Below are 25778 nucleotides of genomic sequence, written 5' to 3'. Positions count from 1 at the left end.
CCCGGTTCGCCTGTCCCAGCCGCGGCATCGACCCCCTCCCCCTAAAGGAAGCCGCGGCGCAAAAGAGGGGCGTCACCGATCCGCTTCGGTGGCGCCCCTTCTTTCTCGTCGGGCAGACAGGACAAAGGGGAGCGCTCCGCCGGAACGCTCCCCTTCTGCTTTCGCCGGATTATCGGATCAGGCCGACAGGCCCTTCTTCACCAGTTCGTTGACGACCTGCGGATTGGCCTTGCCCTGCATCGCCTTCATCGTCTGGCCGACGAAGAAGCCGAACAGCGCTTCCTTCCCGCCCTTATACTGGGCGACCTTGTCCGCATTGTCGGCCAGCACCTTCGCCACGGCCGCCTCGATCGCGCCGGTGTCGCTGGTCTGTTTCAGACCCTTTTCTTCGACGATTTTGCCGGGCTTGTCGCCGGTTTCGAGCATGATCTCGAACACCTGCTTGGCGATCGTGCCGCTAATCGTGCCGTCCGCGACCAGCGCCAGCAGCTCCGCGCCTTCTTCGGGGCTGACCGGGCTGTCCTCCAGGCTCTTGCCGATGCGGTTGAGCGCGCCATAGAGTTCGGACAGCAGCCAGTTGGCGGACGCCTTGGCGACTTCGCCTTCGCTCTTCTTTTGGATGCGCGCGCCTTCGGCCAGCAGCGCCTCGAACCAGCGGGCCGTGTCCGCGTCGGCGGTCAGCGTCGCGGCATTATAGGCGGACAGGCCCAGCTGCTGCTCGTAGCGGCGACGCTTGGCATCGGGCAGTTCGGGCAGCGAGGCGCGGCATTCCTCAAGGAACGCGTCGTCCAGCTCCAGCGGCAGCAGGTCGGGATCGGGGAAATAGCGATAGTCGTGCGCGTCTTCCTTCGACCGCATCGACCGAGTCTCGTTGCGATCGGGATCGTAGAGGCGCGTTTCCTGCACCACCGTGCCGCCTGCTTCCAGCACGTCGACCTGGCGGTTCGCCTCATGCTCCACCACCGCCATGACGAAGCGGACGGAGTTGACGTTCTTCGTCTCGGTGCGCGTGCCGAACGGCTCGCCCGGCTTGCGGACCGAGACATTGACGTCCGCGCGCATCGATCCTTGGTCCATATTGCCGTCGCACGAGCCGACATAACGCAGGATTGTGCGCAGCTTTGCCAGATAAGCCCCAGCTTCGGCGGGAGAACGCATTTCGGGCTTCGACACGATCTCCATCAGCGCCACGCCCGATCGGTTCAAGTCGACATAGGAGCGGGTAGGATGCTGGTCGTGCATCAGCTTGCCCGCATCCTGCTCGACATGGATGCGCTCGATGCCGATGGTCTTGGTGCTCGTTTCCGGGTTCTTCTCGTCGAGCACGATGTCGATCTGCCCCTCGCCCACCAGCGGGTGGTAGAGCTGGCTGATCTGGTAGCCCTGCGGAAGGTCGGCGTAGAAATAATTCTTGCGGTCGAAACGCGACCATTTGTTGATCTGGGCGTCGATTGCCATGCCGGTGCGCACCGCCTGACGGATGCATTCGCGGTTGGGCACGGGTAACATGCCGGGCATCGCCGCGTCGACCAGGCTGACCTGCGTGTTCGGCTCCGCCCCGAACGCGGTCGCCGCACCGGAAAACAGCTTGGCGTTCGACGTGACCTGCGCGTGGACCTCAAGGCCGATCACGACCTCCCACTCGCCGGTTGCGCCCTGGATGCGATAGGTTGATTCAGTCATTTTACCACCACTTGTCCGGCCGTGCCGCGAAGCCTGCGCGTTCTTCGATCGCGAGGCTCGCGTTCAGCACGGTCTGTTCGTCCAGCGCCTTGCCGATGATCTGCAACCCGATGGGCAGCCCCGCCGCGTCCAGCCCGCCCGGCACCGCCATCGCCGGCAGGCCCGCCAGCGACGCCGGCACGGTGAAGACGTCGTTCAGATACATGGCGAGCGGATCGGCCTGTTTCTCGCCCAGCGCGAAGGAGGCGCTCGGCGCGGTCGGCGTCAGCAGCAGGTCGCATTGCTCGAACGCCAGGTCGAAGTCCCGCGCGATGAGCGCGCGCACCTTCTGCGCCTGGGTGTAATAGGCGTCGTAGAAGCCCGCCGACAGCACATAGGTGCCGATCATGATGCGGCGCTTGACCTCCGGCCCGAAACCGGCGGCGCGCGTCGCGGCATACATGTCCTGCAGGCCCGCCCCGTCCGGAAGGTCGCGCTGGCCGTAACGCACGCCGTCATAGCGGGCGAGGTTGGAAGAAGCCTCTGCGGGGGCAATGATATAATAGGTCGGGAGCGCATATTTGGTGTGGGGCAGCGACACCTCCACCACATTCGCGCCGGCATCCTTCAGCCATTCGATACCCTGATCCCACAAGGCGGAGATTTCCGCGTTGAGGCCGTCCGGACGATATTCCTTCGGAATGCCGACGGTCTTACCGCGCAGGTCGCTGGACAGCTTCGCTTCCCACTGCGGCACCGGCAGGTCGAGCGAAGTCGAATCCTTGGGATCGAAGCCCGACATCACCTCCAGCAGGATGGCGTTGTCGCGCACGGTCCGCGCCATCGGCCCGGCCTGATCCAGCGAGGAGGCGAAGGCGACGATGCCCCAGCGCGAGCAGCGGCCATAGGTCGGCTTGATGCCGGAAATGCCGGTGAAGGCTGCAGGCTGTCGGATCGAGCCGCCCGTGTCCGTGCCGGTCGCCGCCGGACAGAGCCGCGCCGCGATGGCGGCGGAAGAACCGCCCGAGGAACCGCCGGGCGCGAGCGCGGCATTGCCGCCGTCGCTGCGCCGCCAGGGCGAGATGACATTGCCGAAATAGCTCGTCTCGTTGGAGGAGCCCATGGCGAACTGATCGAGATTGAGCTTGCCCAGCATCCCCGCGCCGGCCGCCCAGAGCTTGCCCGACACGGTCGATTCATAGGTCGGCGTGAAGCCTTCCAGCATGTGCGACGCCGCGGTGGTCTGCGTCCCTTCCGTGCAGAAAAGATCCTTCATGCCGATCGGCACGCCTGCCAGGGGCCCGAGCGGCTCCCCGGCTGCCTTCGCGCGGTCTGCGGCGTTGGCCGCCTCCAGCGCCTTTTCCGGCGTTTCGACAATGAAGGCATTGAGCGCCTTTGCGGCGGCGACATTGGCGTTGAACGCCTCCGCCACTTCGCGCGCCGAAAAATCGCCGGCGCGAAAGCCATCGCGGATTTCGGCTACGGTAAGATCGGTGAGATTGGTCATTTTTACAGCCCGTCATGCTGAACGTGTTTCAGCATCCATTTGGCCCCCAGGGCCAGGTCCATCATCAAGGCACGATATCCTGAAACAAGTTCAGGATGATCGAGCGCCGCCGTTGGCGTCACTCGATCACCTTGGGCACCGCGAAGAAGCCATGTTCCGCCTGCGGCGCGTTGGCGAGTACCTTGTCGCGGACATTCCCGTCGGTCACGACATCGTCGCGCAGCCGTTGCTGATTGGGGATCACGGCGGTCATCGGCTCCACGCCAGTCACGTCCACCTCGCCCAGTTGCTCCACCCAGCCCAGGATGTTGTTGAGTTCGGGCACCATCGCCTCCGCCTCTGCCTCGGTCACGGAAATGCGCGACAGGCTGGCGATCTTTTTCACGGTCTGAAGGTCTATCGACATGGGCCGCCGCTACCATCCGCGCACCTTCCCTTCAAGACGCTTTCGCAGGCCTTGCGCGGGCGGAACGCATGCGCCAGACAGAGAGCCGGATGGGGCCGTCCGTCCACAGGACCGGGAGAGAGCGGAAGGTGGCGCGGAAATTCCTTTATGTGATAGCCACGCTCGTGGTGCTGGTGATCGCCGCGCTGCTGGTCTACCGCGTCTGGGGCATGCAACTGATCCGCATGGTGATGGTCCCGCGCGAGCCCTTTACCCAGCTTCAGCCGCTCCCCGCCGACGCCTATGTCGAGGCCGGCATGTGGATCGCCCGGCCCGACATCGTGAAGAACAATCCCGCGCTCTGGACCCCGGAAGGTGTCGCGCCTTCTAAAGCCGCAGGCCCGAAGGCAGCGATCTTCTTCATCCATCCCACCAGCTACATCACCACCTTCGGCGACGCGCACTGGAACGCCCGGCTGGACGACAAGGATGCGGACGCCACCGCCCGCCGGTTCGTCGCGAACCAGGCGAGCGCGTTCAATGGCGCGGGCGCGGTATGGGCGCCGCGCTATCGCCAAGCCAATTATGGCGCCTTCCTGACGGACAAGCCGGCCGGCGAGGAAGCGCTGGCGGCCGCCTATCGCGACGTCGCGCAGGCCTTCGCCACCTTCCTGAAGGCCAATCCGACCGGGCCGCTGATCCTGGCCGGGCACAGCCAGGGATCGGGCCATCTGCTGCGGCTGCTGCGCGAGCAGGTGGCGGGCAAGCCCGTGGCGGACCGGCTGGCGGCGGTCTATGCGGTGGGCTGGCCGGTGTCGGTGGAGGCCGACCTGCCGGCGCTCGGTCTTCCCGCCTGCGCCGACCAGCATCAGGCGCATTGCATCGTCAGCTGGCAAAGCTACGCCGAACCGGCCGATCCGTCCGCCGTGGTGGAGAGTTTCGAGCGCAAGACCGGCTATACCGGCAAACCCCGCAAGGGCACGCACATGCTCTGCACCAATCCCATCACCGGCGCGTTCAACGGATCGGCTCCGGCGAGCGCCAACAAGGGCACGCTGGACGCGCGGGAGGAAGGCAAGCCGCCCAAGCTGCTGAAGGGCGTGGTGCCCGCCCGCTGCGACACCAGCGGCGTGCTGATGATCGGGGAGCCGGTGGACATGGGGCCATTCACCCTGCCCGGCAATAACTACCACGTCTATGACTATGCCCTTTTCTGGGGCAACGTGCGGGCAGATGCGCAGAAAAGATTGGCGGCTTTCGTCCATAAATGACAGGGCGCGCCCATGACTTTGGTGACGACGGATCGCGTGGCCTTTCGCGCCGCACTGCCGCAGGGCGGCCGGCTGATCGGCATGGATGTGGGGACGAAGACGATCGGCCTTGCCCTTTGCGACGCGGCATGGACGATCGCAAGCCCCGCCTATACGGTGACGCGCGGCAAGTTCGGCAAGGACAAGATCGGCCTTGCCGCCTTCATCGAACAGCAGCAGGTGAAGGGGATCGTCATCGGCCTGCCGCTCAACCTGGACGGCAGCAGCTCTCCGCGCGCCCAGGCGAGCCGCGCCTTCGCCCACAATATCGCGGACCTTGGCCATCCCATCCTCCTGTGGGACGAACGCTGGTCGACGCAGGCCGTGACCCGCACTTTGCTGGAGGTGGATGCCAGCCGGGCGCGGCGCGAGGAACTGGTGGACAAGTTGGCAGCGAGCTACATCCTTCAGGGCGCGATCGACGGCCTTGTGGCAGGAATGGAGTGAAAGGCATGAAGATTTCGACGGTGGCGGGCATGGGCGCGGCAATCGCGGGCCTGGCCTTCCTCCCCTTGCCCGCGCAGGCCGGCTTCTACGGCGGCGACGCGCTGTATGAGACCTGCTCGACGCCGAAGGACAGCAAGGATTATTTCGAACGCTCCTACGAATGCGTGGGCTATATCAGCGGCGCGGTGGACGCGTTCAACACGACGCGGGAGGCCAATGGCCTCAAAAGCTGCATCCCGGCGAACGTGACCATCAGCGACCTGCGCAAGACGACTGTCGATTATCTGAGCAGGAACCCGAAGGACCGGGCCGCCAACTCCGCCTCGTCCCAGGTGTTCGCCGCCATCCGCAAGGCCTGGCCGTGCAAGGCCGCGCCCCAAGGGAAGAAGAAGCCCAGCCGCAAAAGACGCTGATGCCGCCGGCACGTTACGATCAGTTCGGAACCTTGAAAGCGTCCGTTCGCTTGTCGTTCGAGCCAAGCATATGACCAGCCCTGCCCCCAAAACCGCCAGCCTGTATCGCATGGTCATGGCCGACCATATCTGCCCCTATGGGATCAAGTCGCGATGGCTGCTGCGGCGCCATGGCTATGTGGTGGACGATCACTGGCTGAAGACGCGCGCCGAAACCGACGCGTTCAAGACAGAACATGGCGTGGCGACGACGCCCCAGACGTTCATCGACGGGCGACGCATCGGCGGTCATGACGATCTGCGCCGCTTCCTTGGCCTAAAGGTCCGCGATCCCTCAGCAACAAGTTATGTGCCGGTGCTCACCGTGTTCGCTGTCGCCGCTTTGCTGGCGGGGGCCATCGGCTGGCTGACGGGAACGGCCCTGCTGTCCACCCTCACGCTGGAGCGGTTCGTGGCGGCAGCCATGATGCTGCTGGCGATGCTGAAACTGCAGGATGTCGATCGCTTCGCAACGATGTTCCTGAACTATGACCTGCTTGCTCGCCGCGTGCCGCCCTATGGACAGGCCTACCCCTTCCTCGAACTGGGCGCGGGCTTCCTGATGCTGATGCGCGTGTTCGACTGGATTTCCATTCCGGTCGCCGCCTTTATCGGCGGGATCGGCGCGGCATCGGTCATCAAGGCCGTCTATATCGACAGGCGCACGCTCAAATGCGCCTGCGTCGGGGGCAACAGCAACGTTCCGCTGGGTTTCGTGTCGCTGACCGAAAATCTCATGATGCTGGCAATGGCGCTGTGGATGCTGCTCGCTCCAATGTAAGGGATCCTCAGTCCCGCACCCACTGCGCCGATCCGATGCCCTGCGCGTAGAGCAGTACGGACAGATCGCCATGAACGATCTCCGCTGCCGCCGCCGCGCGCGTCTTGGGCTTTGCGTGGTAGGCGACGCCAAGGCCAGCCCCCTGGATCATCGGAATGTCGTTCGCGCCGTCGCCTACCGCCAGCGTCAGCGCCCGGTCGACCCCGCCCGCAATCGCTGCCTCAAGCTCCGCCAGCTTGCGCGCCGCATCCACGATGGGCGTCGCCACGGTGCCCAGCAACGCGCCATTGGCGATCTCCAGCACGTTGGCGACATTGGCGTCAAAGCCGATCTCCTCCGCCACCGGGTCGGTGAAGCGGGTGAAGCCGCCCGACACCAGCAGCGTCCGCGCGCCGCGCGCCTTCATCGTGCGGACCAGCGCCTTCGCGCCCGGCATGATCCTGACGCGCTCGGCGCGGCATTGGTCGATGGCGCTGTCGGGAAGCCCTTTCAGCAACGCGACCCGCTCGTTGAGCGCGCCTGCAAAATCCAGTTCGCCGCGCATCGCCCGCTCGGTGATTTCGGCGATCTGCGGCTTGATCCCGGCATAGTCGGCCAATTCGTCGATGCACTCGACCGTGATCATGGTCGAATCCATGTCCGCGATGAGCAGCGCCTTCTCCCGCGTGGCGGCGGGCTGGACAATGACGTCGATGGCTTCACCAATGTCGGTCAACACGGCGCGGGCAGTGACGGGGTCCGTGCCGAAGAAGATGTCGGCCGCCTTCCCCTCGTCAAGCCAGACGCCGTCGACGGGGGTGCAACCGGCGGCGGCGAGCCGGCCCGTCGCTTCAGCAATATCCCCCTGCCCCATGGAGCCACTTGCCACTAAGGTCGCGACGAACATGCTTACTCCCGAACCCAGTCCCGGCGAATCCCGCCCACGGGTCGCGCTTATTGCCGGGCCGACCGCCAGCGGCAAGAGCGCGCTCGCCATAGAGCTTGCCAAGCGCGCCGACGGCGCCGTCATCAATGCCGACGCCAGCCAGGTCTATGCCGATCTCGCCATTCTCTCGGCCCGCCCCTCCCTCGAGGAAATGGGCGACGTGCCGCACCGGCTGTTCGGCCATATCGACGGGGCGCAAGCCTGCACCGCCGCGCGCTGGGCGGCCGAGGCGAAGGCGGAGATCGAGGCGGCTCATGGCGAAGGCAAGTTGCCGGTGCTAGTGGGGGGGACGGGGCTGTATATCCGCACGCTGCTGGACGGCATCGCGCCAGTGCCGGACATCGACCCCCACATCCGGGCGGCTGTGCGCGCCATGCCGGTAGAGGCGGCGCACGAGGCGCTTGGCCGCGAAGACCCGGACGCGGCCGCCCGCCTCGCGCCAGCGGACACGACGCGGGTGGCCCGTGCGCTGGAAGTGGTCCGGTCCACCGGGCGGACCCTCAAAAGCTGGCAGGCGCACAAGGAGGGCGGGATCGGCCATCGCATCGCCCTCAGCCCCATGGTCCTGCTGCCGCCGCGCGACTGGCTGATCGAACGGTGCGACCGGCGCTTCGCGCTCATGATGGAACAGGGCGCGGTGGCGGAGGTAGAGGCGTTGCTTGCCCGCAATCTTGATCCCGCGCTGCCGGTGATGCGCGCGATCGGCGTGCCGGAGATTGCCGCGTACATCAAAGGAGACAGCGATGTGGACAGCTGCATCGAACGCGGCCGCATCGCCACCCGCCAATATGCCAAGAGGCAATATACCTGGTTCGCGAACCAAAGCCCGCCGCACTGGCCGCGCGAGGCGCGAAAGATTGGTGATGACATCATTGACGAATTAGTAATTAAATTACAACGATAGCGCTTGACCTGCCATTTTATGTCCACTAGAGGCAGGCGCCTTGCCATTGGCGGCACAGGGGCGCAAAGCCGCACCCCGCAACAGTGAAGGAGTTCCCACGTGGCCGAAAAGAGCGGCGCGGACATATTGGTCGAATGCCTGGTCGATCTGGGCGTCGAGGTCGTGTTCGGCTATCCGGGCGGCGCGGTGCTGCCCATCTATGACGCGCTCTTCAATCATCCCACGATCCGGCATGTACTCGTCCGCCACGAACAGGGCGCGACGCACATGGCGGAGGGCTATGCGCGGTCCACCGGCAAGCCCGGCGTCGTCCTCGTCACGTCCGGCCCGGGCGCGACCAACGCCGTCACCGGAATCACCGACGCGCTGATGGATTCGATCCCCATGATCGTCATCACCGGACAGGTGCCCACGCAGCTGATCGGCACTGACGCCTTCCAGGAAGCCGACACGGTCGGCATCACGCGCCACTGCACCAAGCATAATTATCTGGTCAAAGACCCGGCGAAGCTGGCGCAGGTCATCCATGAGGCGTTCCATATCGCCACCACCGGCCGTCCCGGTCCGGTCGTCATCGACATTCCCAAGAACGTCCAGATCGCGACCGCGCCCTACGCACGGCCCGAGCCGAAGGTCCACGCAAGCTATCGCCCGCAGACCAGGGCGGACGCGGCGGCCATCGACGCAGCGGTCGAGATGCTGGCAGCGGCGGAGCGGCCCGTCCTCTACACCGGCGGCGGCGTCATCAATTCGGGGCCGCAGGCGTCCGCCCTGCTGCGCGAACTCGCGGCGCTGACGGGCGCGCCCGTCACTTCCACGCTGATGGGCCTTGGCGCTTTCCCCGCTTCCTCCCCGCAATGGCTGGGGATGCTGGGCATGCACGGCACCTATGAAGCCAATTGGGCGATGAACCAGGCGGACCTGATCCTGTGTGTCGGCGCGCGCTTCGACGATCGCGTGACCGGCCGGCTGGACGCGTTCGCGCCCAACAGCCGCAAGGTCCACATCGACATTGATCGCAGTTCCATCAACAAGATCGTCGACGTGGACGTTGCGGTCGTCGCGGACGTCGCTAGTGCGTTGGACGACATGATCGCGCTCTGGAAGCAGCGCGGCCATCAAAAGGGCGACCTTGGCGACTGGTGGGCAAGGATCGCCGGCTGGCGCGCCAAGCGAAGCCTGGACTATGCCGAAAACGGCGTCGAGATCATGCCCCAGCGCGCGATCGCGGACCTGTACAAGGCATGTGTCGCCACCGGCAAGGATGTCATCATCACCACCGAAGTCGGCCAGCACCAGATGTGGGCGGCCCAGCATTTCGGGTTCGAGGCGCCGAACAAGTGGCTGACCTCGGGCGGCCTTGGCACCATGGGTTACGGCTTCCCGGCGGCGATCGGCGCGCAGATGGGCAATCCCGACAGCCTCTCCATCTGCATCGCGGGCGACGCGTCGATCCAGATGAACATCCAGGAAATGGGGACGGCCAGCCAGTATCGCCTGCCGGTCAAGATCTTCATCCTGAACAATGAATATATGGGCATGGTGCGCCAGTGGCAGGAACTGACCTATGAAAGCCGTTATTCCAACAGCTATTCCGACAGCCTGCCCGACTTCGTGAAGCTGGGCGAAGCCTATGGCTGGACCGGCATCCGGATCGAAGGGCCGCAGGAACTGGAAAGCGGCATCCGCCAGATGCTGGAAACCGAAGGTCCGGTGATCGTCGACTGCCGGGTGGCGAAGCTGTCCAACTGCTTCCCCATGATCCCGTCGGGCGCGGCGCATACCGACATGCTGCTGGATCCCAACCAGATCGCGGGCGTCATGTCGGACGAAGCGAAGGCACTGGTGTGACGCAGCATCTGAAGCTTCGCATCCATGTGAGCGAGCCATGGGATTTCGAGCGGGAGGCCGGCACGACCGAGCTGACCGGATGGACCACCGATCATGTCGATCCCGACAATGAGGAGTGGGAGGTCCATCTCGACCATGGCTTCGATTTCAACAAGCGGCGCATTGCGACGCTGCTGGTCGGTCCCCGCTATGTGGGCGAGCGGCTGGAGCGGATGTTCGACGCGGTCGCCGGCTTTCCGGTACGGCTCGCCCACCGGCTAGACGGCGAATGGCACTTCGCCTTCGTCGCCATGATTTCGCAGCGGCATGACAAGCCCGATCCGGGCCATGCCGCAGGCGATGACCATCAGGATCACGGAACCCTCTGATGCATATCCAGGAAGAGTTGAGCCAGCGGCACGTCCTGTCGCTGACCGTTTCGAACGAGGCGGGCATATTGGCGCGCATCGCGGGCCTGTTCACCGCGCGCGGCTATAATATCGACAGCCTGACCGTGGCAGACATCACCGACGATCATGCGATCAGCCGGATCACCATCGTGACCAGCGGACCGCCCAAGGTGATCGACCAGATCATCGCGCAACTGGACCGGCTCGTGCCGGTACACAAGGTGACGGACCTGACCGACGCCGGCCCCTTCGTCGAGCGTGAACTAGCGCTCGTGAAAGTCGCGGGCACGGGCGAGGATCGGATCGAGGCGCTGCGCCTTGCCGACGTGTTCCGCGCCAAGGTGGTCGACACGACGATCGAGAGCTTCGTCTTCGAAATCACCGGCACCACCGAAAAGGTCGATAATTTCGTTGCGCTCATGCGCCAGATCGGCCTTGTCGAAGTCGGCCGCACCGGCGTCGTCGGACTGCTGCGAGGCAAAGAGGCGAATTAGACATAGCTCCCTCTCCCCGCCGGGGAGAGGGTTGCGAAGACTTGGCGGCTGACCGCCTGGTCGCAGCTGGGAGAGGGGGACCGCGAACTCGCCATGTCGCGCCGATCCCCCCTCTCCAACTTCATCTAGGTCCGGCTTCGCCGAACCAAGATTTCATATCCTCTCCCCTGAAGGGGCGAGGACAATGTTCGAGGGAAGAGACAAGACATGAAGGTTTATTACGACCGCGACGCGGACATCGGCCTGATCAAGGGCAAGAAGGTCGCCATCCTGGGCTACGGTTCGCAGGGCCACGCCCATGCGCAGAACCTGCGCGACAGCGGCGTCGCCGAAGTGGCGATCGCGCTGCGCCCCGGTTCTCCCAGTGCCAGGAAGGCCGAAGGCGCGGGCTTCAAGGTGCTGCCCAATGCCGAAGCCGCCGCATGGGCCGACGTGTTCATGATCCTGGCCCCCGATGAACATCAGGCCGCGATCTACGCCTCAGACGTGCACGACAATCTGCGCCCCGGCGCGGCGCTGGCCTTTGCCCATGGCCTCAACGTGCATTTCGGGCTGATCGAGCCGCGCAAGGACGTCGACGTCATCATGATCGCGCCCAAGGGCCCGGGCCACACCGTGCGCGGCGAATATCTGAAGGGCGGCGGCGTCCCCTGCCTGATCGCCATCTACCAGGACACGACCGGCAACGCGCATGACATCGCCCTCTCCTACGCTTCGGGCGTGGGCGGCGGCCGCAGCGGCATCATCGAAACCAATTTCCGCGAGGAATGCGAAACCGACCTGTTCGGCGAGCAGGCGGTGCTGTGCGGCGGCGCGACCGCGCTGGTGCAGGCGGGCTTCGAGACGCTGGTGGAAGCGGGCTATGCGCCTGAAATGGCCTATTTCGAATGCCTCCACGAACTGAAGCTGATCGTCGATCTGATGTATGAAGGCGGCATCGCCAACATGCGCTATTCGATCAGCAACACCGCCGAATATGGCGACATCAAGACTGGCCCGCGCATCATCACCGAGGAAACCAAGAAGGAAATGAAGCGCGTTCTGGCCGACATCCAGTCGGGCCGCTTCGTCAAGGATTTCGTGCTCGACAACCGCGCGGGCCAGCCTGAACTCAAGGCCAGCCGTATTGCGTCGCAGCGCCACCCGATCGAGGAAACCGGCGCAAAGCTGCGCGCGATGATGCCCTGGATCAGCGCCAACAAGCTGGTGGATCAGGAAAAGAATTGAGTTTGCTTGCTCCCCTCGCGGGAGAGTGACGCAGCTTAGCGTCTGAAAGTGGGTCGGGACGCCGGTCATGCATGGGCATGACCGGCGTGCTCGACCCCGTTTTCTTGGTGAGGCCCTGCCCTACTCTCACTTCGAGCAAAGGACGCGGGCGGGGTGCTACCGGCCCGATCGGCGGCAGAATGGCCGCTTGACATTAAATCTACCTAAGTAGATTTAATGCACATGACTCGATCGCGTGCGCTCTCGCCTCATGCCCGCATGGTTCTTGCGGTGCTGCTCGACGCCGGGGGCCAATGGTGCCACGGCTATGAACTGGCGCGGCTCGCCGGCGTGAAGTCCGGCACGCTCTATCCGCTTCTCATCCGCCTGGAAGCGCAGGGCTATCTTGAAGCGGAATGGCAGCAGCCGGCCGAAGGCGGTCGACCGCCGCGGCATGCCTATCGACTGACCGCGCGTGGCGATCAACTCGCCCGCGCCAATCCTCCTGAACCGGCAGCAACGGCAGCGGCGCAGCGCCGGGAAGCTACCCTGTGAGGGCCGGGCTTCGCCGCCGCCTCGCCGATCGGGCCTGCCGTGCGCTGCTTGCGATATTGCCGCCGTCCCTTGCATCTTGGGGATGGGCGGTCCGGTGCGAGGTCGCCAGCATCCCGGACGATAGCAAGGCGCTCCTGTTCGCGCTCGACAGCCTGTTCGGCCTCATGCCGCGGGCGGTCGCATCGCGTTTGCCCCAGCTTTTTATGCTGCTCATCCGGTACGGCGGCTGTTTTCGCGGAGGAACGATCACCATGACCATAGCCCACGCCCTGACGCGGCGCCCTCGCACATTGGGAATCGTCTGCGCGGTCTGCGCCGTCGCACTCGGGCTCCTCTATTTGGCATTGGCCGGCGCGCCGGCGCGCTATCTCGCGATCAATGTCGCAGCATTGGCGATCGGGCTGGCCGTGCTTGCCATGCCCGGTCGGCTGGCGACGGCGGGGCAGCAATGGGCTGGCGCGGCAAGCGCCGCAGGGGCGATCGCGCTGCTCGCGACGGCGCTGGTCGGGGCCGATGTGGATGGCGCCGCCCGTTGGGTGAGGCTGAGCGGGTTTGTCATTCAACCCAGCCTGATCCTTTTGCCCGTCATGCTGGTCGCCTTCTCGCGATCCCGCAGCACGCTGGCGACGGCGAGCATCGTTGCCGCCGCTGCCGCCATGGCGGTGCAACCCGATCGGGCGATGGCCGGCATGCTTGTACTCAGCCTCGCCGCGATCGCGACCTTGCGCCGTGACACTCATGTCTTGGTGGCGCTGGCCGCTAGCGTAGCCAGCTTTGCAGTAACGCTTGCGCGCGCCGACACGCTGCCGACGTCGCCCTATGTCGACCAGATCGTCTACTCCTCCTTCGACATTCACGCGGTCGCAGGCATGGCGGTGTGGGTCGGCCTAGCGACGCTTTTGGTCCCGGCGTTGGTCGGATGGCATCGGGACGCGGGCAACCGGGCCGTCTACGCTGCGTTCGGCGCGGCTTGGACGGGGGCGATCGTCGCGGCTGCGATCGGCAACTATCCGACGCCGATCGTCGGCTATGGCGGCAGCGCCATCATCGGTTATGCCTTGAGCCTGCTGGCGCTGCCCAGGCTGGCTGGTGCGCATGCCGGCGCCGTCCCCCAAGCGTCGGACGAGATGGACAGTCCATTGTCCGACCGGCACCTGCGCGTGGAACTGGCCTGACTGCGCTCCGCCGCCCGGACCGGCCACCCGATCCGGATGCGGAACGGAAACGATCCGTTCGCCGTTACGGCTCTGGATCAATCGCGGGACGCTGCTATGTTGCAGCGTCCCTTGAGCGTTTCGGAGTCCCTGAATCCATGCGTAAATTCCTGATCCCCGCCGCCGCCCTTGTTGCGCTTGCCGGCGGCTCCGCCCTCATCGCCCAGATGCCCACCAGCGCGCCCGGCACCAAGGATGCGGCGAAGGTCACCGGCGGTTCGTACAAGGTGGACGGCGGCCACACGCAGGTCGTGTTCGCCTGGGATCATATGGGCTTCACCAACAATGCCGGCACCATCGCCGAGCCGACCGGCACGCTGACGCTGGACAAGGCGAACCCCGCCAATTCGAAGGTCGAGGTCACCTTTCAGATCGCCAACCTGCGCACCGGCGTCGCGAAGCTGGACGAGCATCTGTTGAAGCCCGACTTCTTCGATGCCGCCAAATTCCCGACCGCGACCTTCGTGTCGACCAGCGTCAAGCCCGAAGGCGCGACCAGCGCGGAGATTACCGGCAACCTCACCCTGCATGGCGTGACCAAGCCGGTTACGCTTGACGCCGAATTTTACGGCGTCGGCCCCAGCCCTATGAGCAAGAAGGAAAATATCGGCTTCGTCGCCACCGGCACGATCAAGCGCAGCGACTTCGGCATGGGCTATGCCGTGCCGCTGGTCAGCGACGCGATCGCGCTCAAGGTGATCGCCGGCTTCGAAAAGCAGTGATCATGCACATGGCCGCGCGGGCAGCTACGCTGATCGGCGTGATGTTGCTCGCGCCCGCCGCGGCCTCCCCTGCTCTCTACCCGCCCGGCCGCTATGCCGTCGACGCGCAATCGACCAGCGTGCATTTCCATGTGAAGGCGGTCGTCGGCAAATATGAGGGCGACTTCCGTGCCCCAACCGGAGCCGTGACGATCGACCCCGCGCGGCCGGACCGCGCAGCCATCGACATCAGCTTCCCGCTTGAAAGCATGACGACCGGCGACGGTTCGACGGACGCGATGCTGAAGGGCGGCAGCTTTTTCGACATGGCCCAATATCCCACCGTCCGCTTCAGCGCCGCGGAAGCCCCGCTCGTCGATCTCCATGGCGAAACGAAGATCGACGGCGAACTGACCATGCATGGCCAGACCCAGCCCGTGACCCTGACCGTTCATCTGGTGGGCGTGACGCCCGACGAAGCGCCCGGCCTGTCGACGCTTCACTTCACCGGAACCATGGCCGTGGAACGAAGCCGGTTCGGCATGGGCTTTGGCCGGCCCTTCGTGGCGGACAAGGTGGACTTGGCGGTGGACGCAATTTTCCGTCGCTCCTGACCGCCGGCGCGAAAGAAACGGCTTTACCCTGCCGCCGCTATGGGGTTATGGGCGTGTTCATGCACAGCCAGGCGCTTCTTACCCTGCTACGACTTACACGCCCTTAGGCGTGGCATTTTGGCTGCCTTCCGGCTAAGGGCAGCGTCGATCCGCCTAAGGGCACCCTACACATAGTCAAGTCGACCCAACGGACGCGCAGGCGCGCGCCGCGCAGGAACAGATGCCATGATGCTGACCGACCCTTCTCTGAAATACCGTCCCTTCCCGCAGGTGGACCTGCCCGACCGGCAATGGCCGTCACGGGTGATAACTGCTCCGCCGCGCTGGCTGTCGACCGACATGCGCGACGGCAACCAATCGCTGATCGACCCCATGAACGCGGAAAAGAAACGCCGCTTCTTCGACCTGCTGGTGAAGGTCGGCGTCAAGGAGATCGAGGTCGGCTTCCCGAGTGCGGGCGCGACCGAGTTCGACTTCATATCGGGCCTGGTGCGCGACGGAGCGATCCCCGACGATGTAATCCCGCAGGTGCTGACGCAAGCGCGCGCGGACCTGATCGCCACCACGTTCGAATCGCTGCGCGGCGCGAAGAAGGCGATCGTCCACGTCTACAACGCGATCTCGCCCGCCTGGCGGAACATCGTGTTCCAGATGGAACGGCCGCAGGTGCGCCAGATCGCCGTGGACGCCGCCAAGCTGCTGCGCGACCATGCCGCCGCCCAGCCGGACACGGACTGGCACTTTGAATATAGCCCGGAAACCTTCTCCACTGCCGAACTGGATTTCAGCCTGGAATGCTGCGAGGCGGTGATGGAGATTCTCCGGCCCACGCCGGAGCGGCCGCTGATCCTGAACCTGCCCGCGACAGTCGAGTGCGCGACGCCCAACATCTATGCCGATCAGATCGAATGGATCTGCCGCAATATCTCAAAGCGCGACAGCGTAGTGATCTCGCTGCACACGCATAATGACCGGGGCACCGGGGTGGCTGCCGCCGAACTGGGGATCATGGCCGGCGCGGACCGCGTCGAAGGCTGCCTGTTCGGCAATGGCGAGCGCACCGGCAATTGCGACCTGGTGACCGTGGCGCTCAACATGTACACGCAGGGGATCAATCCCGGCCTCGACTTCAGCGACATCGACGAAGTCATCCAGACGGTCGAATATTGCAACCAGCTGCCCGTCCATCCGCGCCACCCCTATGCCGGCGAACTGGTATTCACCGCCTTTTCCGGCAGCCATCAGGACGCGATCAAGAAGGGCTTCGCCGCGCAGGAAGCGCGCAACGACCAGATCTGGAACGTGCCCTACCTGCCCATCGACCCCAAGGATCTGGGCCGCGACTATGAAGCCGTGATCCGCGTCAATTCGCAGTCGGGCAAGGGCGGCGTCGCCTGGGTGTTGCAACAGGACAAGGGCTACAAGCTGCCCAAGCGGATGCAGGCGGACTTTTCGAGGGTGGTGCAGGCGCTGGCCGACAGCAGCAGCCGCGAGCTCAACGCCGCCGACATCGGCGAGGCGTTCGAGAGCCATTATTGCCTGACGGGCGAACAGCCCTATGCCCTGATCGATTATCATGAGGGCGGGCAGGCAGGCGACCGCATCTTCACCGGCAAGATCGGCCACAAGGGGAGCGAGCGGTCGGTGTCAGGACGCGGCAACGGCCTGCTCTCCTCCGTGCTGGCGGCGTTGCGCGACGAATTCGGCGTGGAGCTGGAGATTGCCGACTATAGCGAACATGCGATCGGCGCGGGCAGCGACGTGAACGCCGCCGCCTATGTCGAATGCCGTACGCCCGACGGCCGCACCGTCTTTGGGGTGGGCACCGACAGCGATGTGGCGACCGCATCGGTCAAGGCGGTACTGTCCGCCGCGAACGGGATCGCGGTGCGGGGGTAATATATCCTCCGTTCGCTTCCAGCGAAGTCGAGAAGCGCTTACCGTTTCTCGCCTTCGCTCGAAAAGAACGGAAGGGCAGGCCCTATTTCGCCAGCGCCCGCACCACCCGCTCCCACTGGTCGAGCGAGGCCGGGATGCCGGCAACCGGCACTCGTTCGTTGAGGCCGTGGGCGAAGCCATCTTCCGCCTTCATGAACAGGCTGGCGACCCCGTAGCTGGGCACGCCCAGTGCCCGGAAATGGAGGCTGTCCGTCGCCCCGGCGGACATGGCCGGCATGACCACAATGTCCTGCCCCCGCGCCTTCACCGCGTCGCGCACCGCCGCCAGCACGTCGGCCCGCAACGGCGAAGCGTCGCTTGCCAGCGGATCGCCCAGCGTGGTGATGGTCGCCGCCGGATCGGCCACCACCTTCGCCAGTTGCGCCTTCACCGCCTCGATCTTCACGCCGGGAAAGATGCGACAGTTGACGCTGACCTTGGCGCTTTGCGGCAGCGCGTTGAGCGCGTGGCCGCCCGAGAGCATGGTGGCGACGCAGGTTGTGCGCACCTGCCCCACAAATTCGGGCCGCCCCGACAACAGCTCCGCCGCGGCACTGTCACCACTCTCAGCATAGCGCCGCATCGCCTCTCCCACCTCTCCGCCGATCCGGTCGGCGGAGAGCGAAAGGGACGCCTTGGTCAGTTCGTTGCGCATCGGCGGGAATCGATGGGCCGCGATGCGCTCGATCGCCCGCGCCAGCCGGTAGATGGGGTTCCCAGGCGTCGGCGCGCTGCTGTGTCCGCCCGGATCGGTAAAGCCGATCTCAAAATCGGCATAGGTCTTCTCGCCGGCCTGCAACTGATAGAGGACGGGGTTGCCGCTCTCGTCCAGCAACCCGCCGCCGCCGTCGCCGTTCAGCAGCAGTTCGACGCCCTTATATCTGGCCGCGAGCGCCCGCGTCGTTTTCATGTCGGTTTCCTCGTCCCCCGACAGGAGCAGGATGACGGTGCGGCGCGGCGTCCAGCCTTCCTTCTTCAGCCGCGCGAGCGTCGCGACCATCATCGCCACGTCATATTTATTGTCTTCGGACCCGCGCCCGAAGATGTAACCGCCCTCCTCCACCGGCACGAAGGGATCGCGCGTCCAGTCCGCCCGGTTGGCCGCTACCACATCCATATGGCCGATCAGCGCCATGGGCTTGAGCTTCGGGTCGCTGCCCCGGATCGTCGCGGCCAGCGTCGCCGTTTCCCCGATGGGCGTGATGACGATGTCTGCGTCCGCAAACCCGGCCTGCTTCAGCACATCGGCATAATAGGCCGCCAGCGCCGGCACCTGCCCCGCGCCTTCGACCGTGCGGAAGGCGATGGATCGCAGCAGGATCGCCTTGGCCGCCCCGGCGTCCGCGTCGGTCATGGCCGCTCCCGCCATGGCCGGAATCATCATCCCCATCGCCAGCGCCGCGCCCCATAGTCTCATCCGTCCATACTCCCTGCTGGCATGAAGGGACATCTGTGGCATAGCGGATCGGCGCGGCCAATCCGTTTGACCGTGCGTCATGGAAAGAGGGCCACCTTATCCATGTTATACACCCGTCAAGAATTGCTTGCGCGCATTGGGATGTTCCGCATCCGATATAGCGGGCGTTCAAAGGAAGAAGACGCATGGCCCTCAACTATCGCAGTTTCGGTTTCCAAGTGCTGGCCGGCATGGTCGTGGGCTTGGCGCTCGGCCTTGTCGCGCGGCAGATCGGCGCGGGGCCGGACGGCGATCTCAACTGGCTGGCGACGACGCTCAAGACGGTCGGCTCCATCTTCGTTTCCTTGCTCAAGGCCATCGTGCCGCCGCTGGTGTTCGCCGCGATCGTGGCGTCCATCGCCAATCTGCGCGCGCTGGACAATGCCGCGCGCCTCGCCGGACAGACCCTGCTCTGGTTCGCGATCACCGCGCTGATCGCCGTGGCCATCGGCATCACCATCGGCGTCATCGTGCAGCCGGGTGTCGGCGTGTCGAGCGCGGCTTTGGCGGCAAAGGCGCCCGATTCGGTCGGCGGCTGGCTCGATTTCCTGAAGGGCCTCGTCCCCGGCAACAGCGTGGCGCTGTCGGCCAGTACCAAGGTTACGGACGGATCGGCGAGCACCAGCGTCAGCTTCAACATCCTGCAACTGCTGGTCATCTCCATCGCCGTGGGCCTTGCGACGCTGAAGGTCGGGGACCGGGCGGAGCCCTTCCTGGCGTTCGTGCGCTCGCTGCTGGCGGTGGTGCGGGCGCTGCTCGGCTGGGTCATCCGCCTGACGCCGATCGGGTCGGCGGCGCTGATCGGCACTGCCATCGCCACCTACGGCTGGGGCGCGCTGGCGCAGCTTGGCACCTTCACCGCTGCCATCTATCTCGGCCTCGCGCTCGTCCTGCTGGTCGTCTATCCGACGCTGCTGCTGGCCAACGGTCTCAAGCCCGGCGCCTTCTTCGCCAAGGCGTGGCCGGCGATCCAGCTTGGCTTCGTGTCGCGCTCGTCGGTCGGCACCCTGCCCGTCACCGAAACCGTGACCGAACGGCTGGGCGTGGAAAAGGGCTATGCCGCCTTCGCCATTCCGCTTGCCTCGACGACCAAGATGGACGGGTGCGCGTCCATCTATCCTGCGCTCGCCGCCATCTTCGTCGCAGGTTTCTATGGCATCCAGCTTCATGCCATCGACTATGCGCTGATCGTGTTCGTGTCGGTGCTGGGGTCGGCGGCGACCGCCGGCCTGACGGGCGCGACCGTGATGCTGACGCTAACGCTATCGACGCTGGGCCTGCCGCTGGAGGGTGCGGGGCTGCTGCTCGCGATCGACCCGATTCTGGACATGGGCCGCACCGCCGTCAATGTGGCGGGGCAGGTGCTGGTCGGCGTGATCGTCGCCAAGCGGGAGGGAATATTGGACGAGGGGGCATATTATAGCGCGACGCCGCCCGAGGCGCTGGTGGTTCCCGCCGAATAGGACCAAGGGCCGCACCATCTCTGAGCGGCCTCCGCTGGTCAACTCGCCTTCTTCAATTCCGAAGGCTTGTGCGCCGCCTTCTTGCCCGATTTCTCGCTCTTCACGATATATTGCGGGTCATCCTTGGTCGCGGCGACCTTGTGCCCCTTGATGTGGGTGGTGCTGGTCTGCTTCTTCTCCACCGTGCCCTTGGTCTTGCCTTGGCTCGTGTCCCACTCGACCTTGTCGCCCTTCTTCAACTGCTTCGCCATCGTCACTCTCCTTGCGTTGCCTGACGGCAAGCAACCGGATGGCATGGGCCGAAGTTCCGTGACTGCACCAAAGCCCATGCAGGGTGTCCAACAAGGTCCGCGCGCCGCTATACTGCTCGCATCACGCAGCAATATATCCTACCGGCGAACGGAAATTGCCGATTCTGCGGGAAAAGTGCGAAGTTAAGCGAACAATGTCCAATCATCAGGTTCACATCATCGGCGGCGGGCTCGCCGGGTCGGAGGCTGCGTGGCAGTTGGCTCAGGCCGGCATCAAGGTGCGCCTCTCGGAAATGCGCGGCAGCGGAGACATGACGCCTGCGCACCAGACAGATGGGCTTGCCGAACTGGTCTGCTCCAACAGCTTCCGATCCGATGACGCGGACAAGAATGCCGTTGGGCTGCTGCATCAGGAGATGCGGCGGCTGGGCTCGCTCATCATGGCCCAGGCCGAGCCGGCCAAGGTGCCCGCCGGCTCCGCGCTGGCGGTCGACCGCCATGTCTTTTCCGACGGCGTCACCCGCGCGCTGTCGGAGCATCCCAATGTGGAGATCGTGCGGGAGCGGATCGACACGTTGCCAACGCAAGGCATGACCATCGTCGCCACCGGGCCGCTGACCGCGCCGGCACTGGCGGAAAGCGTCGGCCGGGCGGCGGGCATGGAGCATCTCGCCTTTTTCGACGCGATCGCGCCGGTCGTCCATTTCGACAGCATCGACATGGACAAATGCTGGATGGCGAACCGCTGGGACAAAGTCGGTCCCGGCGGCGGCGAGGGCAAGGATTATATCAACTGCCCGATGACGAAGGACCAGTATCAGGAGTTCGTCCAAGGGCTGCTGGACGGCGAGAAGACCGAATTCAAGGAATGGGAGGCCAACACCCCCTATTTCGAGGGCTGCATGCCGATCGAGGTGATGGCCTCGCGCGGGCCGGAAACGCTGCGCCATGGCCCCATGAAGCCCATGGGTCTGGACGATCCGCGCACCGGTCGCTGGCCCTATGCCGTGGTGCAGTTGCGGCAGGACAATGCCAGCGGCACGTTGTGGAACATGGTCGGCTTCCAGACAAAACTGAAGCATGGCGCGCAAGTGGAGCTATTCCGCACCATCCCCGGGCTTGAGAAGGCGGAGTTCGCCCGGCTGGGCGGCCTCCACCGCAACACCTTCATCCAGAGCCCCAAGCTGCTCGACCCGACGCTGCGCCTGAAATCCGCGCCGCATATCCGCTTTGCAGGGCAGATGACGGGATGCGAGGGCTATGTGGAGAGCGCCGCCATCGGGCTGCTGGCGGGACGCTTCGCTGCGGCCGAGATAGCGGGCCGGTCGCTGACGCCGCCGCCGCCAGACACGGCATTGGGCGCGCTGCTCGGCCATGTGACAGGCAATGTGGAAACCGCCGACTATCAGCCGATGAACGTCAATTTCGGCCTCTTTCCGCCGCTGGCGGACGTCAAGAAGAAGAGCCGGAAGGAAGCCTATACCGCCCGCGCCCGCGCCTCGTTCGGCGAATGGATGGGTGCGGTGGCGTAAGCGCAAGGCTGCTCTGTCAGCACCGGCACCTTTGCTTGGCCGGCCGTTTGGGCGCGGTGGCGGCGAATTCCGCAGGGGTTAGTTTCCCATCCTTGTCCGCGTCCGCCGCACCGAACCTGTCCGCCGTCGCCACGGCCCATTCCTCGAAGGACAGAAGGTTGTCGCCGTCCTTGTCCAGCGCCTTGAAGGCCCTTGTCCGCGTGCCGAGCATTTCGACACGGGTGATCACGCCATCGCGGTTCCGGTCATAACGGGCGAAACGTTTCTGCTCGCGGGTCTGGGGGCTGGCTTCGCCGGGCATGGGCGGGGCTTCGCCCACAGCGTCGGGATCGCCTTCGGGCAGGCCCTCAATGGCCGGTGGGGGCGGAGCGGCTGAGGCGAGTTGCGGCAGCGGCGCGCGATCCGCCCGCCCCTGCCACCAGAACAAGCCGCCCGCGACCAGCAGCAGCGCCGCCATGCCACCCGCCAATATCCGTCCCATGCCGCCTGTCCCCTGTTTCGGGGGCAGCCTATCCCGACACCCTAGCGGCCGACAAGCGCGATCCGCAGCAGCCGCAGCGCCAGCGATCGCGGCATCCCGCGCTGCGCGCCCCGCCCCGCCAGTGCATCCTGCCGCGCGAGGGTGAAGGCGATGCGCAGCGGCTTCCATGCTCCCGGCCAGCGAACTCGTTCCATCCCCGGCAGCAAGTCGCGGGCGAGCGCCAGCGCCGCATCGGCAAGCGCCGCGTCCCCCACATGCCCCGCCAAGTCCCACAAGGCCCAGACCTGCCCGGCGTCGATCAGCCAGTCTGGCGCTTCCCCCGCATCCGCCAGTGCCCGGAACAGGCCGCCGCCGCGCCCGACCGCATAGTCCCGCAGCGCTTCTCGGTCGATGTCCGCTTCAGCGACAAGCACGTCCCAGCCGTCGATCAGCGCGACAAGGCCGGGCGCGCCGATAGCGCCCGCCGCGCGCAACGCATCCACCACCGGCTCACCACGCCCCTTCCTCCCGGCGGCATCTTCGATCACCTCGGTCCACCAGGCCAGGCGCATCCGCCCGATCGTTGGCTCACTGGTGGTGCGCGCGACCTGCGCCAGCCGGGCGTCGAACGCCCATATCGCGCGTGCGCGATCGCTGTCCGCCGCATGGGCGCACAGCAGCAAGGGCAGAGGCGGCAGCTCTAAAGAAATTGGTAACTACCTTTGGTGTATTCAGCCAAGGGGCCCAGTCTGACCGGGCGAGGGTTGGGCATAAGATCAGATAGACGATGAAGCAACGTGCGCATCATGAATTGGCAAAGCCCAGCCTCGCAGGCTTGAAGTCCGACCACCGCGGCGCCGCGCTGGTGGAATTCGGCTTCATCGTCATCCCCCTCATTGCCATCGTGCTGGCCATTGTCCAGGTCTCCATCACCCTGTTCACGCAGCAGACGCTCGAAACCGCAACGGAAAAGAGCGCACGGCTTGTCATGACCGGCCAGAACCGCGCCGGCAATACGACGCAGGCCCAGTTCAAAACGGTCGTATGCGGCAAACTGCCCAGTTTCGTGAAATGCAGCGACGTTATGGTCGATATCGCGGCCTTCCCGACCATGGCGGCAGCCGACACGTCCACTCCGACGATCACCTATAACAACGGGGTGCCAAGCAACAGCTGGTCCTATGATCCGGGCGACGATGGGGAGGTCGTGCGGCTGCGGATCATGTATCTGGCCTCCAGCGCGGCAGGACCGCTCAATTTCACCGTCGCCAACCAGCCCAACGGCAAGCGGCTGATGATCGCGACACTGATCTTCAAGAACGAAACGACTTCGACGTGACCCGGCCTCACATCATCGAAGCGATCCGCCGTAACCGAGCGGGCATGGCCGCCGTCGAATTCGCGCTGACCGCGCCCATCCTCGTCCTCATGTTCCTGGGCACTTTTCAGGTGACGGATGCAGTCGGGGCAAAGCGGAAGCTGGGCATTGCCACCCGGGCCATCGCAGATCTCACGACCCAATATACGTCGATCAGTTCATCCGAGGCGGACTCGATTCTTCGATCCTCGGATCAGATCATGGCACCATACAGCGCCGCGCCCGGCACCTTCGTCGTCTCGCAAATCTACGTCAGTGCCGCTGGAGCCGCGACCGTGTCGTGGAGCCGTGCGCAAAACGGCACTGCGCGCACCATCGGGGCCTCGGTCACTCTGCCAACAGGCGTCGCGCAGAATGACAGTTACGTGATCTTGGCGGAGAGTAGCTACCCCTACACGCCCTCGGTTGGCCTAGCGATGGTGCCGACCATCACCATGACCGACAAGATCTACATGTATCCGCGCCTGTCAGACAGCGTCAATCTTCAGTAGGTTCAGGACACAGCCAATGCCCTTCCCGTCCCTGTCCCGCTTTCGCGGCCTCCGCCAGAGCCAGCGCGGCAATGCGCTGATGATCTTCGCCATTGCGCTCGGGCCGATGGTGATGGGGACCGGCATGGTCATCGACTATTCGCAGGCCGCACGCCTGCAAAGCAAGATGAATGCGATCGCGGACGCCGCCGCGCTGTCGGCGGTGACGAAGCCGATGATGCGCGTGAACGCCAGCACCGCGCGCCAGCAGGCTATCAACCTGTTCAAGGGGCAGGCGTCGTCCCTTAACGGACTGGTCTTCGATCCCAATACCCAGCTGACGGTCACGGTCACTGACAACGTCAGCGCCAGTATCAGCCGTCAGGCCACCGTCACCTATACCGCGACATCGAAGAATTATTTCGGTGGTATATTGGGCATGCAATCCATTCCGATCGGCGGAACATCCTCGTCGCGGGCCGCCGACGCGCCCAATATCGACTTTTATCTGCTGGTGGACAGTTCGCCCTCCATGGCCATTCCCGCCACCACGGCCGGAATCGCCGCGATGATCAACGCGACAAAGTCGCAGGGCGGCGGCGCGGGTTGCGCCTTCGCCTGCCACCAGACCAGCACGACTTCGTCGGACCCGGGCGGGACGAAGAAGGTGAACGGCGCCTATGTCGACAATTATTACATCGCCAAGACCGACCTGAAGCTCAAACTGCGCATGGATCTAGTGCAGGAAGCCGTCGCCGACCTGACAGATGTGGCGATTTCGACCGCAGCAGAGAATAAGGCGAGCTATCGGTTCGCCATGTCGAACTTCGACGTGTCCTACAAGCCGGTCCTCACAACGCCGGTCAGCCCGACCACCGCCAAGAGCAGCGCCGCGAACCTCCAGCTTCTGACGGTCTGCCGCAACAATCAGGCGGTGTGCGGCATCAACGACAATGACCAGCACACCAATTTCACCGCCGCCTTCACCGGTGCGCTCGCCAACATGCCGCTGATACCGGGCACCGGGTCGAACCGGGCGGGCGACACGCCGCAGGCGATCCTGTTCCTCATCACCGACGGCATGCGCGACGAGAATGCGAGCGGCCGCAAGCTCGGGCCGATCCCGACCTCGCAATGCACGGACATCAAGAATCGCGGCATACGCATCGCGGTGCTCTACACCGAATATCTCTACGAGGCGGCGAACGACAGTTGGTCGATCAGCAACGTGCGCAATCCGTATCTCGCTGCGCCTGACAAGATCAGCCCGGCGCTGGCAAGCTGCGCATCGCCCAATCTTTTCTACAAGGTGACGACGGGCGACGACATCTCCGCATCGCTCGCGGCGCTGTTCCAGAAAGCCGTGTCGACTGCACGCCTGACTCGATAAGGATATGGACGCCGGGCGGCCGCGTAAGGCCGCCCGGCTCCTG

At 65.0% G+C, this 25778-nt stretch carries 27 protein-coding genes; 19 read left to right on the top strand and 8 right to left on the bottom strand.

From position 1 onward, the window contains the following. Window positions 1-177: 177 nt before the first annotated feature. The 3 genes from gatB to gatC form a co-directional block, all read right to left on the bottom strand. Window positions 178-1683 (bottom strand): Asp-tRNA(Asn)/Glu-tRNA(Gln) amidotransferase subunit GatB, encoded by a 1506-nt coding sequence (gene gatB / locus ACFQ24_RS22260; RefSeq protein ID WP_380915290.1) that lies wholly within the window; start codon window positions 1681-1683, stop codon window positions 178-180. A gap of 1 nt (window position 1684) precedes the next feature. Beyond that, window positions 1685-3169 (bottom strand): Asp-tRNA(Asn)/Glu-tRNA(Gln) amidotransferase subunit GatA, encoded by a 1485-nt coding sequence (gene gatA, locus ACFQ24_RS22255; protein WP_380915288.1) that lies wholly within the window; start codon window positions 3167-3169, stop codon window positions 1685-1687. Between the two features lie 118 nt (window positions 3170-3287). Then, window positions 3288-3575 carry an Asp-tRNA(Asn)/Glu-tRNA(Gln) amidotransferase subunit GatC gene (gene gatC / locus ACFQ24_RS22250; RefSeq protein ID WP_380915286.1) on the bottom strand — a complete coding sequence of 96 codons (288 nt, stop codon included), beginning with the start codon at window positions 3573-3575 and terminating at the stop codon, window positions 3288-3290. 128 nt (window positions 3576-3703) lie between these two features. On the opposite strand from gatC, the gene ACFQ24_RS22245 reads away from it, so the two are divergent. From ACFQ24_RS22245 to ACFQ24_RS22230, 4 genes are all read left to right on the top strand, one after another. Next, window positions 3704-4825 (top strand): DUF3089 domain-containing protein, encoded by a 1122-nt coding sequence (locus ACFQ24_RS22245; protein WP_380915284.1) that lies wholly within the window; start codon window positions 3704-3706, stop codon window positions 4823-4825. A 12-nt stretch (window positions 4826-4837) separates the two neighbouring features. Beyond that, the gene (ruvX, locus tag ACFQ24_RS22240; protein ID WP_380915282.1) at window positions 4838-5311 is read left to right on the top strand and encodes a Holliday junction resolvase RuvX; all 474 of its coding nucleotides are present in this window, start codon (window positions 4838-4840) and stop codon (window positions 5309-5311) included. Between the two features lie 5 nt (window positions 5312-5316). Continuing rightward, window positions 5317-5724 carry a Rap1a/Tai family immunity protein gene (locus ACFQ24_RS22235; protein WP_380915280.1) on the top strand — a complete coding sequence of 136 codons (408 nt, stop codon included), beginning with the start codon at window positions 5317-5319 and terminating at the stop codon, window positions 5722-5724. Window positions 5725-5794: 70 nt separating this feature from the next. Further along, window positions 5795-6544, top strand: coding sequence for a MauE/DoxX family redox-associated membrane protein (locus ACFQ24_RS22230; RefSeq protein WP_380915278.1), 750 nt, complete (start codon window positions 5795-5797; stop codon window positions 6542-6544). A gap of 7 nt (window positions 6545-6551) precedes the next feature. Here ACFQ24_RS22230 and serB read toward each other — a convergent pair whose 3' ends face one another. Further along, a complete protein-coding gene (serB, locus tag ACFQ24_RS22225; RefSeq protein WP_380915276.1) occupies window positions 6552-7430 on the bottom strand; it encodes a phosphoserine phosphatase SerB in 879 nt (292 codons plus the stop codon). Between serB and miaA the strand changes: the two genes are divergently transcribed. From miaA to leuA, 10 genes are all read left to right on the top strand, one after another. Next, window positions 7429-8373, top strand: coding sequence for a tRNA (adenosine(37)-N6)-dimethylallyltransferase MiaA (gene miaA, locus ACFQ24_RS22220; RefSeq protein ID WP_380915274.1), 945 nt, complete (start codon window positions 7429-7431; stop codon window positions 8371-8373). The two genes, serB and miaA, sit on opposite strands and share 2 nt — an antisense overlap. 99 nt (window positions 8374-8472) lie before the next feature. Next, window positions 8473-10224, top strand: coding sequence for an acetolactate synthase 3 large subunit (locus tag ACFQ24_RS22215; RefSeq protein WP_380915272.1), 1752 nt, complete (start codon window positions 8473-8475; stop codon window positions 10222-10224). Continuing rightward, window positions 10221-10592, top strand: coding sequence for a hypothetical protein (locus ACFQ24_RS22210; RefSeq protein ID WP_380915270.1), 372 nt, complete (start codon window positions 10221-10223; stop codon window positions 10590-10592). The genes ACFQ24_RS22215 and ACFQ24_RS22210 overlap by 4 nt, the downstream gene beginning before the upstream one ends. Then, window positions 10592-11107, top strand: a complete 516-nt coding sequence (gene ilvN / locus ACFQ24_RS22205; protein WP_380915268.1) for an acetolactate synthase small subunit — start codon at window positions 10592-10594, stop codon at window positions 11105-11107. Before ACFQ24_RS22210 ends, ilvN begins: the two co-directional genes overlap by 1 nt. 207 nt (window positions 11108-11314) lie before the next feature. Beyond that, the gene (ilvC, locus tag ACFQ24_RS22200) at window positions 11315-12334 is read left to right on the top strand and encodes a ketol-acid reductoisomerase (protein WP_380915266.1); all 1020 of its coding nucleotides are present in this window, start codon (window positions 11315-11317) and stop codon (window positions 12332-12334) included. Window positions 12335-12556: 222 nt separating this feature from the next. Next, window positions 12557-12868, top strand: a complete 312-nt coding sequence (locus tag ACFQ24_RS22195) for a PadR family transcriptional regulator (protein WP_380915264.1) — start codon at window positions 12557-12559, stop codon at window positions 12866-12868. A 251-nt stretch (window positions 12869-13119) separates the two neighbouring features. Continuing rightward, entirely contained in the window at window positions 13120-14043 is a 924-nt protein-coding gene (locus ACFQ24_RS22190) for a hypothetical protein (RefSeq protein ID WP_380915262.1), read from the top strand. A 137-nt stretch (window positions 14044-14180) separates the two neighbouring features. Continuing rightward, window positions 14181-14804 (top strand): YceI family protein, encoded by a 624-nt coding sequence (locus ACFQ24_RS22185; protein ID WP_380915260.1) that lies wholly within the window; start codon window positions 14181-14183, stop codon window positions 14802-14804. Window positions 14805-14806: 2 nt separating this feature from the next. Beyond that, entirely contained in the window at window positions 14807-15397 is a 591-nt protein-coding gene (locus ACFQ24_RS22180) for a YceI family protein (RefSeq protein ID WP_380915258.1), read from the top strand. Window positions 15398-15622: 225 nt separating this feature from the next. Beyond that, a complete protein-coding gene (leuA, locus tag ACFQ24_RS22175) occupies window positions 15623-17296 on the top strand; it encodes a 2-isopropylmalate synthase (protein WP_380915256.1) in 1674 nt (557 codons plus the stop codon). Between the two features lie 82 nt (window positions 17297-17378). Here leuA and ACFQ24_RS22170 read toward each other — a convergent pair whose 3' ends face one another. After that, window positions 17379-18725: a M20/M25/M40 family metallo-hydrolase gene (locus ACFQ24_RS22170; RefSeq protein ID WP_380915465.1), complete on the bottom strand. Its 1347-nt coding sequence runs from the start codon at window positions 18723-18725 to the stop codon at window positions 17379-17381. 212 nt (window positions 18726-18937) lie between these two features. Here ACFQ24_RS22170 and ACFQ24_RS22165 point away from each other — a divergent pair, with 212 nt between their 5' ends. After that, on the top strand, window positions 18938-20254 hold the full coding sequence (locus ACFQ24_RS22165; RefSeq protein WP_380915254.1) for a dicarboxylate/amino acid:cation symporter: 1317 nt from the start codon (window positions 18938-18940) through the stop codon (window positions 20252-20254). 38 nt (window positions 20255-20292) lie between these two features. On the opposite strand, the gene ACFQ24_RS22160 is transcribed toward ACFQ24_RS22165, so the two are convergent. After that, on the bottom strand, window positions 20293-20505 hold the full coding sequence (locus ACFQ24_RS22160; RefSeq protein WP_380915253.1) for a hypervirulence associated TUDOR domain-containing protein: 213 nt from the start codon (window positions 20503-20505) through the stop codon (window positions 20293-20295). 194 nt (window positions 20506-20699) lie between these two features. Between ACFQ24_RS22160 and trmFO the strand changes: the two genes are divergently transcribed. Next, window positions 20700-22037, top strand: coding sequence for a methylenetetrahydrofolate--tRNA-(uracil(54)-C(5))-methyltransferase (FADH(2)-oxidizing) TrmFO (trmFO, locus tag ACFQ24_RS22155; RefSeq protein ID WP_380915251.1), 1338 nt, complete (start codon window positions 20700-20702; stop codon window positions 22035-22037). 16 nt (window positions 22038-22053) lie between these two features. Here the strand turns inward: trmFO and ACFQ24_RS22150 are convergent, their stop codons facing one another. Next, complete coding sequence (locus tag ACFQ24_RS22150; protein WP_380915249.1) at window positions 22054-22518, bottom strand: EF-hand domain-containing protein; 465 nt, start codon at window positions 22516-22518, stop codon at window positions 22054-22056. 41 nt (window positions 22519-22559) lie between these two features. Further along, window positions 22560-23180: a squalene/phytoene synthase family protein gene (locus ACFQ24_RS22145; RefSeq protein ID WP_380915247.1), complete on the bottom strand. Its 621-nt coding sequence runs from the start codon at window positions 23178-23180 to the stop codon at window positions 22560-22562. Window positions 23181-23284: 104 nt separating this feature from the next. Between ACFQ24_RS22145 and ACFQ24_RS22140 the strand changes: the two genes are divergently transcribed. From ACFQ24_RS22140 to ACFQ24_RS22130, 3 genes are read left to right on the top strand one after another with little or no spacing between them, the layout of a single operon-like run. Next, window positions 23285-23836 carry a TadE/TadG family type IV pilus assembly protein gene (locus ACFQ24_RS22140; RefSeq protein WP_380915245.1) on the top strand — a complete coding sequence of 184 codons (552 nt, stop codon included), beginning with the start codon at window positions 23285-23287 and terminating at the stop codon, window positions 23834-23836. Then, window positions 23833-24366, top strand: coding sequence for a TadE/TadG family type IV pilus assembly protein (locus ACFQ24_RS22135; protein WP_380915243.1), 534 nt, complete (start codon window positions 23833-23835; stop codon window positions 24364-24366). The genes ACFQ24_RS22140 and ACFQ24_RS22135 overlap by 4 nt, the downstream gene beginning before the upstream one ends. A 16-nt stretch (window positions 24367-24382) precedes the next feature. Then, window positions 24383-25735: a TadE/TadG family type IV pilus assembly protein gene (locus ACFQ24_RS22130; RefSeq protein WP_380915241.1), complete on the top strand. Its 1353-nt coding sequence runs from the start codon at window positions 24383-24385 to the stop codon at window positions 25733-25735. Window positions 25736-25778: the final 43 nt, after the last annotated feature.

The organism is Sphingobium olei (assembly GCF_042678845.1).
GTDB lineage: Bacteria > Pseudomonadota > Alphaproteobacteria > Sphingomonadales > Sphingomonadaceae > Sphingobium > Sphingobium olei.
This window is presented reverse-complemented; position numbering and strand designations above follow the sequence as displayed.